Raw genomic sequence first — 15,188 nt, 5'->3', positions numbered from 1 at the left:
CTGTTAATGACCTCTCCCGTACTGCTCTGCTCCAACACGTTCTGGTCGATCTATAACTTCCGGCGCGGCCCCATTGCGGCCTTGCTTGCGGCTGGCCATCCGGTACACGTCGCAGCCCCGGATGACGCCTTCGCTGCGCCGCTGGCAGAAATGGGTTGCACGGTGCATCGTGTGCCGATGGCGGCCAAGGGACAGAACCCGCTCCAGGACCTCGGTCTGATGTGGCGGCTGTATCGCCTGTACCGGCAAGTGCGCCCGGCCGTGATCTTTCACTACACGATCAAACCCAACATCTACGGGTCTATCGCCGCACGCCTCGCGCGTATTCCCTCGGTGTCGATGACCACTGGGCTCGGATACGTCTTCATTCGTGAATCGCTGACGACCCGGTTGGCACGACACCTCTACCGGGTGGCATTTCGTCATACGCTCGAGAACTGGTTTCTCAATATCGAAGACCATAAGGCGTTTGTCGAAGGCGGCCTTGTCGCCATTGGGAAGACCCGTCTACTGCCCGGTGAAGGCGTCGACCTTGCCCATTTCGCAAAAGCACCGTGGCCGCCTTCGGATTTGCCCGGGGACGTTGCCCCAAAGCCGATGCGTTTCCTGCTCATTGCCCGTCTGCTGCGCGACAAAGGTGTGCTGGAGTATGTGCAGACCGCTCGCGCCCTTCATGCAGAGATGCCCCATGTGACTTTTCAGATGCTGGGCGCGACCGACGTCGAGAATCCCACCGCCATCACGCGCAGCGAGGTCGATGCGTGGCAGCGCGAGGGCATCATCGAGTATCTCGGCACGACGAACGATGTCCGGCCGGTCATCGCCAATGCCCATTGCGTGGTGCTGCCCTCGTACCGGGAAGGGCTCTCACGCACACTACTCGAAGCCAGCGCAATGGGCCGCCCGCTCATCGCCAGCAACGTGCCGGGATGTCGCGACGTGATTGACGATGGAGTGACGGGCCGCCTGGTGCCCGCGCGCGACGCCGCTGCACTGACCGCCTGCGTGCGCGACATGGCACGAATGCCCGCGAACGCACTCGTTCTAATGGGCGATGCCGGACGTGCTAAAGTAGCGCGCGAATTCGACGAGCACGTCGTCATTGCAGAGTATTTTCGGATTCTCGGATCCCTTCCCGCATCATGCTGAGTCTTGCTATCGCCCTCGTCGTGTCGTTTATCGCGACGCTGTTGATCGTGCGCTACGCGCACGTTCACTCCCGCTTCTCCGGCGATAGCGATGTCGCCGGGGTGCAGAAGTTTCATGTGCGTCCGGTGCCGCGTATCGGCGGCGTCGGCATCCTCGCGGGCCTGCTCGTGGCAGCCGCGGCGCTGGGTGTCTCCTACCCCAGGGTGTCGCACAACATTCTGCTGCTCATCGCCTGCGGCCTGCCCGCGTTCCTCTCCGGCTTCATCGAGGACCTGACCAAGAAGGTGACGCCAACGGTCCGTCTTGTCTGCACGATGATTGCCGCCCTGCTGGCGTGGTTCGTACTCGATATCCACATCACCCGCATCGACATCGGCATAGCCGACCGTGCGCTGATGCTCGCTGCGGTGTCGGTACCGCTGACCGTGCTGTGCGTTGCCGGCATGGCCAACGCGGTCAACATCATCGACGGCTTCAACGGGCTCGCGGCCATGGTGGCGATGATCATGTTCGCCTCGCTCGGCTATGTCGGATTTCAGGTGCAGGACCCCGTCGTGCTAACCACGTCGATGATCATGGTGGGCGCCATTCTCGGGTTCTTCATCTTCAACTTCCCCGGTGGCCTGATTTTCCTGGGGGATGGCGGCGCCTATTTCCTCGGCTTCATGCTGGCCGAAATCGCCGTATTGCTGGTCATGCGCAACCCGCAGGTCTCGCCGTGGTATCCCGCCCTTATGGTGATTTACCCCGCCTTCGAAGTCTGCTTCTCGATCTACCGCAAGCGCTTCGTGCGCGGCATCTCGCCCGGCATCCCCGACGGCGTGCATCTGCACATGCTCGTCTACAAACGGTTGATGCGCTGGGCTGCGGGCGCACGAACGGCAAGTGCACTCACGCAACGCAACTCCTTGACCTCGCCGTACCTTTGGCTGCTATGCTTGCTGGCAGTGATTCCGGCAACGGTTTTCTGGCGACATAGTCTGGTGCTAGCGCTGTGCTGCATCGCCTTCATGGTGACGTATGTCTGGCTGTACCTGCGCATCGTTCGCTTCAAAGCGCCACGCTGGCTGATCTACAAGAAATGAAAGACCACGGGGGGGCAATGCACACGAAGGTGTGTCGCTGCGGCACGCGGACTCCCCCCTGACAGGGACAACAAGACAAGACAGCGCCACCTACGCGATGCGTAACATCTATGCCATCGGCGACCTGCAAGGTTGCCAAACGTCGTTTGAACAACTGCTCGCACGCCTGCCTCAGGACGCGGATCTCTGGCTTGCCGGCGATCTCATCAATCGTGGCCCGCGCTCGCTCGACACGCTGCGTCAGGTCATCGCGCTGGGCACGCGCGCGACAGCGATCCTCGGCAACCACGACCTCCATCTGCTGGCCGTGGCGGCCGGAGTGCGTCAGGCTCACGGCAGCGATACCATCGACGACATCCTCAACGCCCCCGATCGCGATGCCCTCATCGACTGGGTTCGCCGTTTGCCGCTTGCACACCTCGCGCATGGCCATCTGATGGTGCATGCCGGCGTGCTGCCGCAATGGGACGCCACACAGGTCATCACGCTCGCCCGCGACGTGGAGACGCAACTGCGCGGCCCGAACTGGAAGACATTCCTCTCACGCATGTTCGGCAATCAGCCCGACCAGTGGCAAGAAGGGCTGAGCGACGAGGACCGCCAGCGGCTCACGATCAACGCCCTGACCCGCATGCGCTTCTGCACCGCCGACGGCCGCATCGACTTCAAGATCAAAGAAGGCGCCGATGCGGCCACGACCGAACTGAAGCCCTGGTTCGACGCGCCGGGGCGTCGCACGGCCGACGTCACGGTGGTGTTCGGTCACTGGTCGGCACTCGGTCTGGTAATGCGTGAGAACGTGCTGGGACTCGATACGGGCTGTGTCTGGGGAGGAAAATTGACGGCGGTGAAACTCGCCAGTTCCCCTGCCGAGCGCGACCTGATTCAGATCAATTGCCCACAGATCCGCGACCCGTTCACCCTGGTGGACGGCAAGAAGCGCGCCAAGATGAAGAAGGCCGATAAGGCCGAAGATGCCTTCAAGGCCGCGAAAGCCGAGAAGCTCGGCAAGAGCGCCCGCAAGCTCGACAAGGCCGATAAAGTGGACAAAGCGGACAAAGGGGCAAAGCGCAAAGGCAATTGACGGCGAAGGCGTCCGCGTCTCCAGATCCAACGAAAACGGCGCCATGCAGGCGCCGTTTTTTCTTCGTCCCTCGTCTTCGTCTCTCGTGTCAGACCTGAACCGCCTGCGCGGCGTCGCCCTCTTCGTCGCTCAACATCGAGTCGCGCGAACCCACCGAACCGCTTTGCGGCAGCACGGCCTCCGGCAAGAAACGCTGTAGGGCATCGCCAACCGCCTTCTGCGCACCAAGCGCAAACTCGCGCCGATGCTGCCCTTCCTGCGGATACTGCGGCTCGTCGATCGACAGCCGTACCGTCATGGGAGGCGCGCGCAGAATCATGTCGATGGACTCGATCAGACTCATCTCGCCAATGTACGCCGGTGCCATCGTATGGCGTCCGCTCTCGGCATCGGTGTAGAACAGGCACAGCGGCTGCACAGGCTTCCCGGTGCTCACCGGCGCTTGCAGCAGGTTGGCGTGGAACGGCAACAGGCTACGCCCATCCGTGGTTGTGCCCTCGGGGAAGACCGTGATGATGTCGCCGTCACGCAGGCAATCCGACAGGTAATGCATGATGCGGCGTGCGTCGGCACGGCGCTCGCGTTGCAGGAAGATCGTGCGCGTCTGCACACACAGCCAGCCGACCAACGGCCAATGGCGAATCTCGGCCTTCGCGACGAAGCGCACCGGTTGCCATGCGTTGATCGCGAAGATGTCGATCCACGACACGTGATTGCACAGCAGCATGACACCGCTGTCGGGCAACGGCGCATGTTGTTCGACCTCGAGACGCATGCCGCACAGCTTCAACAGCTTCTGCGACCACGCACGAATGCGACGGTGTTTGGCCGCCTCGGACAGAAACGGGAAGAAGATCAGCGCGGTCAGCAGGCCGCGCGACAGGTGCAGGCCGAGACGAAGTTTTTTGATGAAGAGCACGGCAATCGCATCCTAAACGGCGAGGGTTTCGTATGCCACGTGGCCACCGACCAGCGTGAAACGTACGCGACCCGGCAATTCGTATCCCAGGAACGGGGTGTTGTGGCCAGCGCTGCGCAAATTCTGCGCGGCAACCGTCCAGTGCGCCGACGGCGCAAACACACAAACATCGGCCGGTTGCCCCGGCGCGAGACGGCCCGCGCCCGGTGCAACAGCAGCAAGACGCTGCCCCGGTGCGTACGTTACGCGTGCGAGCGCATCGATCAACGGCACGCGAGTCTCGTCGGCCCACTTCAGCACCAGCGACAAGAGCAGTTCCAGACCGCTCGCGCCCGGCGCGGCTTCCGCAAACGGTACCAGACGGGCGTCGGCAGCGAGCGGCGTATGGTCGGAGCAGATGGCATCAATCGTACCGTCGCGCGCCGCTTCCCGAATGGCTTCGCGGTCGCGTTGCCCGCGCAGCGGCGGATCGAGCCGGTACTGGGCATCAAAATAACCGATATCCATGTCCGTCAGATGGAGATGGTGGGCGGCAACGTCACACGTGATCGGCAAGCCTTCGGCCTTTGCCGCGCGCACGAGCGCCAACCCTGCAGCAGACGACAATCGGCATAGATGCACCCGCGTGCCCGTGACGCGCACGAGTTCGAGAAGGGTGTGAAGCGCGATCGTCTCGGCAGCCACCGGAATACCCGCCAGCCCCAGACGCGATGCGACGGCCCCGCTGGCAGCCACGCCACTGGCGGCCAATGAGGCATCCTGGGCACGTAACCATGCCGTCAGCCCGAATGTCCCCGCGTATTCCAGCGCACGCAGCAACGTGCGGTTATCGGCCATCGGTGCATTCGCCTGCGAGAGCCCGATGCAGCCCGCCTGCGTCAATTGCGCCATTTCCGTGAGTTCACGCCCGGCGAGGCCAACCGTCAGCGCGCCCAGAGGGTGTACCTGCGCAAGCGGTGTGGCGCGCTCGCGCAATTGCAGCATCTCGACAAGCGCCGGCTCATCCAGCACAGGGTCGGTATCCGGCGGGCAAACCATGCGTGTCACGCCGCCTGCGAGCGCCGCTGCCGCTTCACTGGCCGCGCTCACGCGGCGTGCGCACAGATCGACAAGCCCGGGCATAACCACCAGCCCCGTCACGTCGATCGTGCGCTCGGCAGTGAAGCCGGCAGGCGCCGCGCCCAGCGCGGCGATGTTTCCGCCGGCGACGAAAACGTCCTGAATATGGTCGGTTCGGGTTGCGGGATCGATAACGCGACCGCCCTTCAGATGCAATCTCATGGCGCGCTTACCCGTGGTTCGCGGCGACGATGCTCATCACCGCCATGCGCACGGCGATGCCGAACGACACTTGTTCAAGAATGACCGACTGCGGGCCGTCTGCGACCGCTGAGTCGATCTCCACACCACGGTTCATCGGGCCGGGATGCATGACGATGGCATCGGGCTTGGCCAATGCGAGACGCTCCGGGGTCAGGCCGTAATACTTGAAGTACTCGGCGGCAGACGGCAGCAAGGCACCGCTCATCCGCTCGTTCTGCAAACGCAACATGATGACGACGTCCACATCGCGAAGCCCTTCGTCCATGTCGTGAAACACGCGCACGCCGAGTTGCTCGAGCCCCTCGGGCAAGAGGGTGCGCGGGCCGATGGCGCGGACTTCCGGCACGCCTAACGTCGTGAGCGCGTGAATGTCGGAACGCGCCACGCGCGAATGCAGAATGTCGCCTACGATCGCGACCGTCAGGTTCTGAAATTCGCCCTTGTGATGGCGAATCGTGTACATGTCGAGCAAGCCTTGCGTGGGGTGTGCGTGACGCCCGTCGCCTGCGTTGATGACATGCACACGCGGCGCGCAATGCTCGGCAATCAGGTAGGGCGCGCCCGACTGCGCGTGACGCACGACGAACAGGTCCGCATGCATCGCCGACAGGTTGCCGATGGTATCGAGCAAGGTTTCGCCCTTGCTCGTCGACGACGCGTTGATATTCAGATTCAGCACATCGGCCGACAGGCGCGCTGCCGCGATCTCAAACGTCGTTCGCGTACGTGTCGAATTCTCGAAGAAGAGATTGAAGACCGACTTGCCGCTGAGCAATGGCACCTTCTTCACGTCGGCGTCGTTCACGCCGACGAACTGCGTGGCGGTGTCGAGAATGTGAGTCAGCACGGCGCGCGGCAGCCCCTCCACCGTCAGCAAATGCTTCAATTCGCCGTGACGGTTGAGTTGGGGGTGGCCGCGTCGCCCGAGAATTCCGTTAGCCATGCAGGGACGACTCCGTGCCGATGCGGCGTTGTGCGGCGACGGCACGCAGAAGACTGTCAGGCGTGATGCCGGTCAGGCGCTCAGGCAGGTACATGCTCGTCGAAGTACTGCTGGAGGATGATGCGAGCGGCTTCGGCGTCGAGCGATGTCTTTTGAGAGACCTTGACGCCTGCCTCGGCCAGCGCCGCCGCAGCGGCGACCGACGAGTAGCGTTCGTCGACCCACACGACCGGCACGTCGAATCGCCCGTTGAGTTGATTTCCGAAACGTTTGGCTTGCTGGGTCATCGCGTGCGGCGTGCCGTCGGGATGGCACGGCAGTCCGACGACGATAAGTTCAGGCTGCCATTCGGCAATGAGCTTGCCGGTCTCGGCGAACCGGACTTCGCGATTGAGATTGGCAAGAACGGTGAGCGCGCGGGCCTCGCGCAGCATGAGATTGCCGATCGCCACACCGATCCGGCGCTCGCCGTAATCGAAGGCGAGTACCGTGGCACTGCCAGCCGTCATGCGTGACCTGCGTCGGCAGAGAGCATCGACGACGTGACGCCGAGTAGCGCAAGCGCTGCGTCGAAGCGTTCGGCAGGCGGCACGTCGAACACGATGCCCGGGTCGGCGGCGACGGTCAGCCAGCCATTGCGGCCGATCTCGTCTTCCAGTTGCCCCGCCCCCCACCCCGAGTGCCCGAGCGTCAGCAGAAAGCGGCTCGGCCCCTGTCCGTTGGCCACGGCTTCGAGCACGTCTTTCGACGTCGTCATCTCGAGGCCGCCCGGCACCGAGAGCGATGAGCTGTACGTTGTGCCGGTCGACTCGTGCAGCACGAAGCCGCGCTCGGTCTGCACCGGTCCGCCGAAGAACACCGGCTGATGCGCAAGGGGATCGATTTCCAGCTTCAGATCGAGACGCTCGAAGAGCGATTGCAGATCGATGTCGGTCGGACGATTGATGACCAGCCCGATTGCACCTTTTTCGCTGTGCTCGCACAGGTACACGACGGCGCCGGAAAACGTCGGATCGGCCATGCCCGGCATGGCAATGAGGAATTGATTCGTGAGATTGATACGGTCGTTCGGCATAGGGCCAAGTTTATCGGAACCTGTTTGACGGTCTGCCGCTCGGTGTCGCACTCCGCAGCGGGGACATGGCTCCCGCGCGGGCTCGCAGCACCTGCCTGCGGCCGGTCAGCGGACGAACATTTTCCGCATCGTGGTACGGCGATCGGCCGCCAAAGGCGACCTTTGCGCCGACTTTATCACGGAACGTCGCGCGCGGTGACGAGCCGCTGCCCGAATACACTGGCATCCAGCGCACGCTCCCGCCACATTGCCATGTCGGCAATCAGATCCGGGCGCGATTCCGGATACGTGTCGGCCGCGAACTGATGAAGCATGCCGCGCAACGCCTTGACGGTCATCGCCAGCGCCGCCGGACCGCCCGGCTCCGCAGGCGGCGAGACCGCGAGTCGCTCGCCCGTCGCGGCCACCGCCGCCGCGAGCCGCGCGACAGGCGCCAGTCCGATCGCTGCGGAGTATTCCGCGACCTTCGCGGCCACTGCCGGATCGTTCAAATTCGGAAGCGCCTCATCGGCGAGGCTGAGGAACGTCTGGCAAACGTCCTGCCGTACCGCCAACGGACCAATGCGCAACCAGTCGCGCGAACTGCTGCCCGCGCCCTGCTTCTGCGCCGCTTGTACGGCGTCGGCCAAGGGTTCAGGCAGACGGCCGGAGCGGCGCAGCACGCCGAAGTCGGCCAGCAGCGTGCCCAGCCAGCTATCTGGCGCCTGCGCATGCCACGTCGCAAGCGCTTCGAGCAGATCGTGTCCGGGCACCACCTCGTTGGCTCCCTTCCCGCCCCCGCCGGCCGTTGCAGACGCTGGCGTCGCGTCCCCCGGCCCACTGGGGCGAGTCAGTTGCTTGCGCAGCGCCAGATTCATCCGCCCGATCTGGCGTTTGTCGGCCAGACTCAGCGGGGCACGCGCGAACCGCAGCCACGCCGCGGCCAGACGCCAGTAATCGAGCGGTGCCGTCGCGCCGGCTCGGTGGAGATCGGCAGCGAGATCGGCCAGTTGCGCCAGCGCCGCCGTGGTGTCGGTCGCATCTGCATCGGGACGCAACAGACGCAACAGGACTCGCTCGACGTCGGCGCGCAACGGCGCCGTACCGGCGGGCAGTCCGTGCAGGCGCGGGTGCGCAATCGCCCATCCGGCCATCCGAAGCTCGCCCAGCGATGGCGCACCGGACCAGCTTTCGGAAGCGGCAGCGGTGTCTGTCGATGCGGGCGCGGCAGCCGGAGCGGCCCCCGCCTGCCAGATGTCGCGCTCGAACTGGCGCAGCGCGTTGCGCTGCGCGTCCTGACTGCCCGGTTGCCCATACGCCGCCTCGGCAATCGCCTGAACAAGGCGCTCGCCGTGCAGCGACCAATCGGCGTGGCCGCTCGACTGGAGCAGACGGTTGGCTCGTCGCAACGGTCCGAGCGCAGCGGCCGGGCCGTTCGACCAGGCGTCGGACGCTTCGGTCAGCGCTTGCGCCACCTCGGGCAAACGCCACAAGGGGGTCGTGTCACGCGCCTCACGCGCGGACGCGCCGGGGGCGTTGATGGTGGTGTCGGAAGGCGTTTGCGGCGTCACCATGGGCCATCTCCTGGCCATGCGGCCGGTCTTCGTGAATTCGGGCGGGAAGTCCGCCGCGCCACCGGCCCGGCCGATGGCCGGGCGAATCGTCGAGCACAGTGCCGTACAGACGGCTTAAAGGGACTCGGAGACATCGGAGAACGCGGCAAACGCGCGGGGATCTAGGAGAAACAGGCGGCCGAGCCGCCCAGCCTCAGATCTGCACCATCTCGAAGTCTTCCTTGCGCGCTCCGCACTCGGGGCAGGTCCAGTTGATGGGCACGTCTTCCCAGCGGGTACCGGGCGCAATACCCTCGTCGGGCAAACCTGCCTCTTCGTCGTAAATCCAACCGCAAATGAGGCACATCCAGCTCTTGTATTCCATTCTTTCTTCAGCGACGAGCGTTCCGTTACAATGGCTTGTCAACCGCTTCGGGCCCCGCCGGCAGAGATGCCGTGCGGTGTTGTGGGAACCTTGGCCGGTGCATTGTCCGGACAGGTGGTGCCCACGGCGCTTTTCAGCGCTCCGAAACGGGCATTTAAGGCGTGATGGTACCAACGAACCCAAAGCCTGACCAGATCGCCGTCTATCCTGCCTCCATGCACACTGAATCCCCTCCTATTCTCCTGACCTTCGGACTCTCCGATCCCACTTCGGCAACCGGCGTGCAGGCCGACCTGCTCACCTTCGCCAGCATGGGCGGTTATGGCGTGTCGGTGCTCACCGGTTACTCCTCCCAGGACTCACGCACTTGCGATGAAGTGCAACCGATCGATCCGGACTGGATCGCCGACCAGGCGCGCATGCTGCTCGAAGACATGCCCGTCGCCGCCTTCAAGGTCGGAAGCGCCGTCAACGCAGAAAACGTCGCGGCCATCGCCGAAATCGTGGCCGATTACGACGAGACACCCCTCGTTGTGGCGCCCGATTTCGGATTGGCAGGGGAGCATCTGCTCTCGGCCGACGAATTGCGTGAAGCCACAGCCAACCTCCTCGTGCCGCAGGCCAGTGTGCTTGTCGTGAGCCCGGCCAGCGCCATTGCCCTGGCGCAGACCGTCACGGAAAACGAGAATCTTTCGCTCGATGAAGCGGTCTCCATCCTGCTGGAGAACGGCTGCGAGTTCGTGCTGGTGAGCGACAGCAACGCGCCGCAATTCACGCACACGCTCTATGCCGACGGCGGCGTCGTGCGCGAAGACGCCTGGGACCGTCCGCCCCATAACGTGGCCGGCGCCATCGACACGCTGGCGGCCGCCGTCACCGCAATGCTCGCTAACGGCCTTGCCGTGCCCGAGGCGGTACGCGAAGCACAGGAGTATTTGCAGCAGGTGCTGGAGAATGCGTTCCGTCCGGGCATGGGGCGCCATTTCCCCGATCGCTTCTTCTGGGCTCGCAGTGAAGAGACCGATCAGGAGAGCGACGCCCCCGAAGCCTGAGCCTTCGATGGAAAATGATGGGAAATACCGGAAAGCAAAACGCCCGCGAATGTCGCGGGCGTTTCTCTTTACGGCCGAAGCCGGCGCGTCATCGATGTGACTACGACACCTGGCGCGACTTCCCTTGCGGAGACACCATCGCGTCGTCGTCCGCATCCCCCTTCGGACGGCCCCACGCCTCGATCACCCGTTTGACGAAAGGCGCCAAATCATCGCCCTGAGCCCGCAACATGCGGACCAGTGAGGCGTATTGACCTTCGAAAATCGCCGAATTGTAGTTCTTCAGACGGCGAATATCTTCCAGCGCTTCGTCGTCGCGTCCTGCGAGGGCGAGCAGCACGATGTAACGCTTGATCATCGTCGGTCCGGCACCCAGCGCCAATGCTTCGCGATGCGCGGCCAGCTTTTCGTCGAGCTGATCGCGGCTCAGGAACAAGGCCCCTGTGACTGCGTAGTCACCATACGGCGCGAAGAAAAGCGCGGGATCGGTGCGATACGTGTCGATCTTGCCGGCGCGATACGCCACCTCGACGCGCTGATAGTCGTGATAAAGCCAGGGAATCGCTACGCACGCAAATAGCAGAATCACGCCGTTGACGGCACCGGTCGCGGTCGGCGACACGCTGTCGATCTGCTTCGTCTCGCAAAAACCGAGCAGGAACATGGCGGGCAGCAGGAAGAACGCATAGTGTTGCGGATACTCCAGCATCGCGTGCACGGCAAGCATGCCGAGCAGAACGAACGCAAGCGCGATCGGTGGCGTTTTGATGCCGCGCACGGCGCGCACGAACCAGAACGCCAGCGGTACCAGGATCGCCAGCGTGCCGATGATGCCGGTCTTCGCGAGCAAGTCGAGCAACACGTTGTGGGCGTTGTCGGCCATCTCGACCGGACCGAGCTTATCGACCAGCGCGAACTGCGCGTCGATGTAATTCGACCACCCCGCCCCCGACCACCAGTGCTCGCGGAAGATCGCCAGACCGTACTCCCACAGGTTCAGGCGCCCCGTCACTTGCCCCGCCTGCTGCATGCGGGCCACCGCACTGCCGTCAAGTTGCAATCCCCAGGCCACATTTGCCCAGCCGACGAACATCGTCATCAGCGCGAGCAAGGGCAGGATCGCGGCCGGCACGAACCATCGCATCGAGCGGCGCATGTTGCGCGTGGGCTCGGCACGCTCCATCCACACGAGCCACAAGCCCGATGCCGACAGCAGCGCCAGTTGCAGCCACGGCGTGCGCGACCCGGTCAGACAGATGCCGATATCGAACGCGGCGCACGCAGCCAGCCAGAACCAGGCGGGCAGTTTGCGTTGATACCAGAGATAGAAGGCGCCCGCGTTGGCGAGCGACAAATACGTCGCCAGGTGATTCGGCTGGTACATATTGCCGAACAGTCGCCGGGCGACCGTCACGGAGTACTTGGCCACCAGCCAGGGCACGTTGCCTTCCAGATGGAAGGCCTGCAGAACCTGTGCACCCACCGCATACAGCCCGCCGAGCGTGAGCGCCACGGCACTCCATCGCATCAGTACGTTGCGCCAGCCAAGTTGCGCGAGCCAGAAGCCTGCACTTACCGCCACGATCATGGCCACGCCGTAGAGCAACGCCGTCATCATGAGTTGCGGCAGCTCGGTCGGCATCGTGGCACGTTGCACAAGAATGACCGCCACGAACGCAAGCGGCGTCCAGGTGACGCGCGGCATGCGTAGCACCCGAGCGTCGCGTTGCCACGCGGCAATCATTGCGAGCAAACCGAGTACGCCGAAGAGCGAAAACGTCAACGCTTCCGAATAGAACGTGGAAATCGGGTATGAGTGCTTGACGAGGTTATAGGGCAAGGCCCAGATCAGGGCTACCGTGAGCCCGATCATCGAGAGAAGCAAAGGAGGAAACAAGATCGCCGCCGTGCAATGCACCGGTTGGAAGATGCGCAAGCATAACGAAAAATGGCCGCCCCGGGGGCGGCCATTTCATGCCTGACGCGCGCGAATACGCCGTCAAAGAATCCGTCGCCTCAGACGGTCTGGCGCATAACCATGGGTGACGCGCCACGACCGCCTGCGAATCGGATTCAGGCCCCCTTGGACGCAGTGCCGCGGCACTCCGGCGGTGCCATTTTGGCCGGCAACGTCGCACCGTTCGGCGCGCCCTCACGGCCTTGTGCGTAACACGTCCATACGATCTGACCTTCGGGCGCCTTGCCCGCCGTCAGTGCCTTGGGCGCACCGTCGGCACCCGCGCTCGTGGGCACCAGCACGATGGCACCGTCGCCCGCGCGTTGCGTGTAAGCGATCGTCACGTTACCGCTCACGGCGTCGATGCTCACCGAGTTCACGTTATCGGTCGCGCTCGGTGCCTGCCAGCCGCTATTGAACGGCGCACCATGCATGGCGTTCTCGCTCACGAGTGCCTTGGCCGAGGCCGCAACCCCCAACCCTTCGACCACGCGTGCGCGCACCAGATAGTTCTGCAGATACGGAACCCCTGCCGTGACCAACACGCCGATGATCGCCAGCACGATCATCAGCTCGATCAGGGTGAAACCCCGAGACTTGGCGATACCGGTGGTCCGGTGGCCGAAACGACGCATTGTGTAACTCCCTGCGAAAGCAATGAAAACAAAAGGGACATCGGGGGGAAGTGGGCGGAGTATGCCACAGCCCCAACGGCAAGCGCCCTGCCGCAGATCAAAATCGGGCGGAGCCGTACGGGTAGGGAGAATCATCCTAGCCTGAGCCAGGACGATTCGTCCGATCGGGGAGCGACTCTCCCGGACAATCCGCCGTCAATCGAGAGCAACGGTCTGTGCCCAATGGACTCGATTATTTCGAAGAGGTTGCACGCAATTGACGTGCCTCGCTACGTCGCTTGAGTACGAGTCCGACCACCACGACCAGCGCAGCACCAATGCCGGACGCCACGTAATGCGTGTATTCGGCTGCGGCCCCCGGCAGATGCAGCAGGTGTCCGACGCCCGGATCGGAGGCGATCAGACCGCCGGCAATCCAACCCAGCAGTGCGGCACCGGCGATGACGATGAACGGAAAGCGGTCGAGTGCCTTGAGCACCAGTTGCGAACCCCAGACGATCAGTGGGATGCTCACGAGCAGGCCGAAGATCACGAGCGGCAATTGATGGTGATCGGCGGCGCCCTCTGCCGCTCCGGCAATCGCGATCACGTTATCGACGCTCATCACCAGATCGGCCACGATGATGGTCTTGACGGCGGTCCAGAGCTTGTCGGCCGGTTTCACGCTGTCGTGGGCGTCCTGATCGGGCACCAGCAGCTTGATACCGATCCAGAGCAGTAGCAGCCCGCCCAGCGCCTTGAGATACGGCACCGCGAGCAGTGTCACGGCGAACGCGATCAGAATCACGCGCAGCACGATTGCGCCCACCGTCCCCCACATCACCCCCTGCAAACGTTGTTTGGCCGGCAGGTTGCGGCAGGCGAGCGCAATCACCACGGCATTGTCGCCACCCAGCAGGATGTCGATCATGATGATCTGCAGGACCGCGGCCCAGTTCAGCTCGGCAAAAAACGCAAGCATGGCGGGAATTTCCTCGGGAACGAATGAAACGAATGATTTGAGAGAAGCAATGACAAAAGAGGGAGCCCGATGCTCTGGGCTCCCTCTTTACTGACCGATTGCACAGCCGCCGGTTCGGGCGGCCGTCACGCGGTCATCCGGCGGGAATTACAGCGCAGCCTTGAGCAGGCGGCCCATTTCCGACGGATTACGGGTCACCTTGATACCGCAGGCGTCCATGATTTCCAGCTTGGCTTCGGCCGTATCGGCACCGCCCGAGATCAGCGCGCCGGCGTGGCCCATGCGCTTGCCCGGGGGCGCAGTCACGCCTGCGATGAAGCCAACGACTGGCTTCTTCATGTTGCCCTTGATCCACTCGGCGGCCGTCGCTTCGTCCGGGCCACCGATTTCACCGATCATGATCACGGCGTCCGTATCCGGATCGTCGTTGAACATCTGCATGACGTCGATGTGCTTCAGACCGTTGATCGGGTCGCCACCGATACCGACAGCGGTCGACTGGCCCAGACCCAGGGCGGTCAGCTGGCCCACGGCTTCGTACGTCAGGGTACCCGAGCGCGACACCACGCCGATGCGACCCTTCTTGTGGATGTGACCCGGCATGATGCCGATCTTCAGTTCGTCCGGCGTGATCACGCCCGGGCAGTTCGGGCCGAGCAGCAGGGTCTTGCGACCTTCGCGACGCATACGGTCCTTCACTTCGATCATGTCACGAACGGGGATACCTTCCGTGATACAGATCGCCAGATCCAGGTCGGCTTCAACGGCTTCCCAGATGGCGGCAGCAGCGCCTGCGGGCGGCACGTAGATCACCGACACGGTTGCGCCGGTCTGCGCCTTGGCGTCCTTGACCGAACCGAAAATGGGAATGCCCTCGAAGTCTTCGCCAGCCTTCTTCGGGTTCACGCCAGCGACGAACGCGTTCTTGCCGTTCGCGTATTCGCGGCACATGCGGGTATGGAACTGGCCGGTTTTGCCAGTGATACCCTGGGTGATGACCTTAGTATCTTTGTTGATCAGAATCGACATTGCTTGATTTCCTTCATCCGGTTGCCGGGCAGCATTCGCACAGCCCCTCGGGGCGGCAC

At 63.6% G+C, this 15,188-nt stretch carries 14 protein-coding genes and 1 pseudogene; 4 read left to right on the top strand and 11 right to left on the bottom strand.

What is annotated here, in order from left to right; translation table 11 throughout:
* The first annotated feature begins 6 nt into the window (after positions 1 to 6).
* From PCO31110_RS15555 to PCO31110_RS15545, 3 genes are all read left to right on the top strand, one after another.
* Positions 7 to 1,149: a glycosyltransferase family 4 protein gene (locus PCO31110_RS15555; protein ID WP_150690819.1), complete on the top strand. Its 1,143-nt coding sequence runs from the start codon at positions 7 to 9 to the stop codon at positions 1,147 to 1,149.
* Entirely contained in the window at positions 1,143 to 2,234 is a 1,092-nt protein-coding gene (locus PCO31110_RS15550) for an MraY family glycosyltransferase (protein WP_150690818.1), read from the top strand. Before PCO31110_RS15555 ends, PCO31110_RS15550 begins: the two co-directional genes overlap by 7 nt.
* A 97-nt stretch (positions 2,235 to 2,331) precedes the next feature.
* Entirely contained in the window at positions 2,332 to 3,318 is a 987-nt protein-coding gene (locus PCO31110_RS15545) for a symmetrical bis(5'-nucleosyl)-tetraphosphatase (RefSeq protein ID WP_150690817.1), read from the top strand.
* An 88-nt stretch (positions 3,319 to 3,406) separates the two neighbouring features.
* Here the strand turns inward: PCO31110_RS15545 and PCO31110_RS15540 are convergent, their stop codons facing one another.
* The 7 genes and pseudogenes from PCO31110_RS15540 to PCO31110_RS15510 all read right to left on the bottom strand — a co-directional run bounded on the left by PCO31110_RS15540 (position 3,407) and on the right by PCO31110_RS15510 (position 9,495).
* Positions 3,407 to 4,237, bottom strand: coding sequence for a lysophospholipid acyltransferase family protein (locus PCO31110_RS15540; protein ID WP_010804068.1), 831 nt, complete (start codon positions 4,235 to 4,237; stop codon positions 3,407 to 3,409).
* Positions 4,238 to 4,249: 12 nt separating this feature from the next.
* Positions 4,250 to 5,518 carry a dihydroorotase gene (locus PCO31110_RS15535; protein ID WP_150690816.1) on the bottom strand — a complete coding sequence of 423 codons (1,269 nt, stop codon included), beginning with the start codon at positions 5,516 to 5,518 and terminating at the stop codon, positions 4,250 to 4,252.
* 7 nt (positions 5,519 to 5,525) lie between these two features.
* Positions 5,526 to 6,479, bottom strand: a pseudogene (locus tag PCO31110_RS15530) (aspartate carbamoyltransferase catalytic subunit); the annotation flags it as partial.
* 104 nt (positions 6,480 to 6,583) lie between these two features.
* Positions 6,584 to 7,012, bottom strand: coding sequence for a Holliday junction resolvase RuvX (gene ruvX, locus PCO31110_RS15525; RefSeq protein WP_010804065.1), 429 nt, complete (start codon positions 7,010 to 7,012; stop codon positions 6,584 to 6,586).
* Complete coding sequence (locus PCO31110_RS15520) at positions 7,009 to 7,578, bottom strand: YqgE/AlgH family protein (protein ID WP_010804064.1); 570 nt, start codon at positions 7,576 to 7,578, stop codon at positions 7,009 to 7,011. The genes ruvX and PCO31110_RS15520 overlap by 4 nt, the downstream gene beginning before the upstream one ends.
* Before the next feature lie 176 nt (positions 7,579 to 7,754).
* A complete protein-coding gene (locus PCO31110_RS15515) occupies positions 7,755 to 9,131 on the bottom strand; it encodes a hypothetical protein (RefSeq protein WP_150690814.1) in 1,377 nt (458 codons plus the stop codon).
* A 193-nt stretch (positions 9,132 to 9,324) separates the two neighbouring features.
* Positions 9,325 to 9,495, bottom strand: coding sequence for a rubredoxin (locus PCO31110_RS15510; RefSeq protein ID WP_006400971.1), 171 nt, complete (start codon positions 9,493 to 9,495; stop codon positions 9,325 to 9,327).
* Positions 9,496 to 9,710: 215 nt separating this feature from the next.
* Between PCO31110_RS15510 and thiD the strand changes: the two genes are divergently transcribed.
* A complete protein-coding gene (thiD, locus tag PCO31110_RS15505; RefSeq protein WP_036664477.1) occupies positions 9,711 to 10,547 on the top strand; it encodes a bifunctional hydroxymethylpyrimidine kinase/phosphomethylpyrimidine kinase in 837 nt (278 codons plus the stop codon).
* 100 nt (positions 10,548 to 10,647) lie between these two features.
* On the opposite strand, the gene PCO31110_RS15500 is transcribed toward thiD, so the two are convergent.
* The 4 genes from PCO31110_RS15500 to sucD form a co-directional block, all read right to left on the bottom strand.
* The gene (locus PCO31110_RS15500; RefSeq protein WP_144265919.1) at positions 10,648 to 12,444 is read right to left on the bottom strand and encodes an O-antigen ligase family protein; all 1,797 of its coding nucleotides are present in this window, start codon (positions 12,442 to 12,444) and stop codon (positions 10,648 to 10,650) included.
* A gap of 176 nt (positions 12,445 to 12,620) precedes the next feature.
* Entirely contained in the window at positions 12,621 to 13,139 is a 519-nt protein-coding gene (locus PCO31110_RS15495) for a pilin (protein WP_010804060.1), read from the bottom strand.
* Between the two features lie 232 nt (positions 13,140 to 13,371).
* Positions 13,372 to 14,100: a TerC family protein gene (locus PCO31110_RS15490; protein WP_150690813.1), complete on the bottom strand. Its 729-nt coding sequence runs from the start codon at positions 14,098 to 14,100 to the stop codon at positions 13,372 to 13,374.
* 147 nt (positions 14,101 to 14,247) lie between these two features.
* Positions 14,248 to 15,129, bottom strand: a complete 882-nt coding sequence (gene sucD, locus PCO31110_RS15485) for a succinate--CoA ligase subunit alpha (RefSeq protein WP_010804058.1) — start codon at positions 15,127 to 15,129, stop codon at positions 14,248 to 14,250.
* Positions 15,130 to 15,188: the final 59 nt, after the last annotated feature.

This window comes from Pandoraea communis (assembly GCF_902459745.1).
Classification (GTDB): Bacteria; Pseudomonadota; Gammaproteobacteria; order Burkholderiales; family Burkholderiaceae; genus Pandoraea; species Pandoraea communis.
The sequence above is the reverse complement of the archived record's forward strand: the minus strand, read 5'-3'. Positions and strand labels throughout refer to the sequence as shown.

Coding starts and splice junctions, on each gene's coding strand:
- PCO31110_RS15510 (WP_006400971.1), bottom strand. CDS start 9,495: ATGGAATACAAGAGCTGGATGTGCCTCATTTGCGGTTGGATTTACGAC.
- PCO31110_RS15520 (WP_010804064.1), bottom strand. CDS start 7,578: ATGCCGAACGACCGTATCAATCTCACGAATCAATTCCTCATTGCCATG.
- PCO31110_RS15515 (WP_150690814.1), bottom strand. CDS start 9,131: ATGGTGACGCCGCAAACGCCTTCCGACACCACCATCAACGCCCCCGGC.
- PCO31110_RS15545 (WP_150690817.1), top strand. CDS start 2,332: ATGCGTAACATCTATGCCATCGGCGACCTGCAAGGTTGCCAAACGTCG.
- PCO31110_RS15495 (WP_010804060.1), bottom strand. CDS start 13,139: ATGCGTCGTTTCGGCCACCGGACCACCGGTATCGCCAAGTCTCGGGGT.
- thiD (WP_036664477.1), top strand. CDS start 9,711: ATGCACACTGAATCCCCTCCTATTCTCCTGACCTTCGGACTCTCCGAT.
- ruvX (WP_010804065.1), bottom strand. CDS start 7,012: ATGACGGCTGGCAGTGCCACGGTACTCGCCTTCGATTACGGCGAGCGC.
- PCO31110_RS15535 (WP_150690816.1), bottom strand. CDS start 5,518: ATGAGATTGCATCTGAAGGGCGGTCGCGTTATCGATCCCGCAACCCGA.
- PCO31110_RS15490 (WP_150690813.1), bottom strand. CDS start 14,100: ATGCTTGCGTTTTTTGCCGAGCTGAACTGGGCCGCGGTCCTGCAGATC.
- PCO31110_RS15550 (WP_150690818.1), top strand. CDS start 1,143: ATGCTGAGTCTTGCTATCGCCCTCGTCGTGTCGTTTATCGCGACGCTG.
- sucD (WP_010804058.1), bottom strand. CDS start 15,129: ATGTCGATTCTGATCAACAAAGATACTAAGGTCATCACCCAGGGTATC.
- PCO31110_RS15555 (WP_150690819.1), top strand. CDS start 7: ATGACCTCTCCCGTACTGCTCTGCTCCAACACGTTCTGGTCGATCTAT.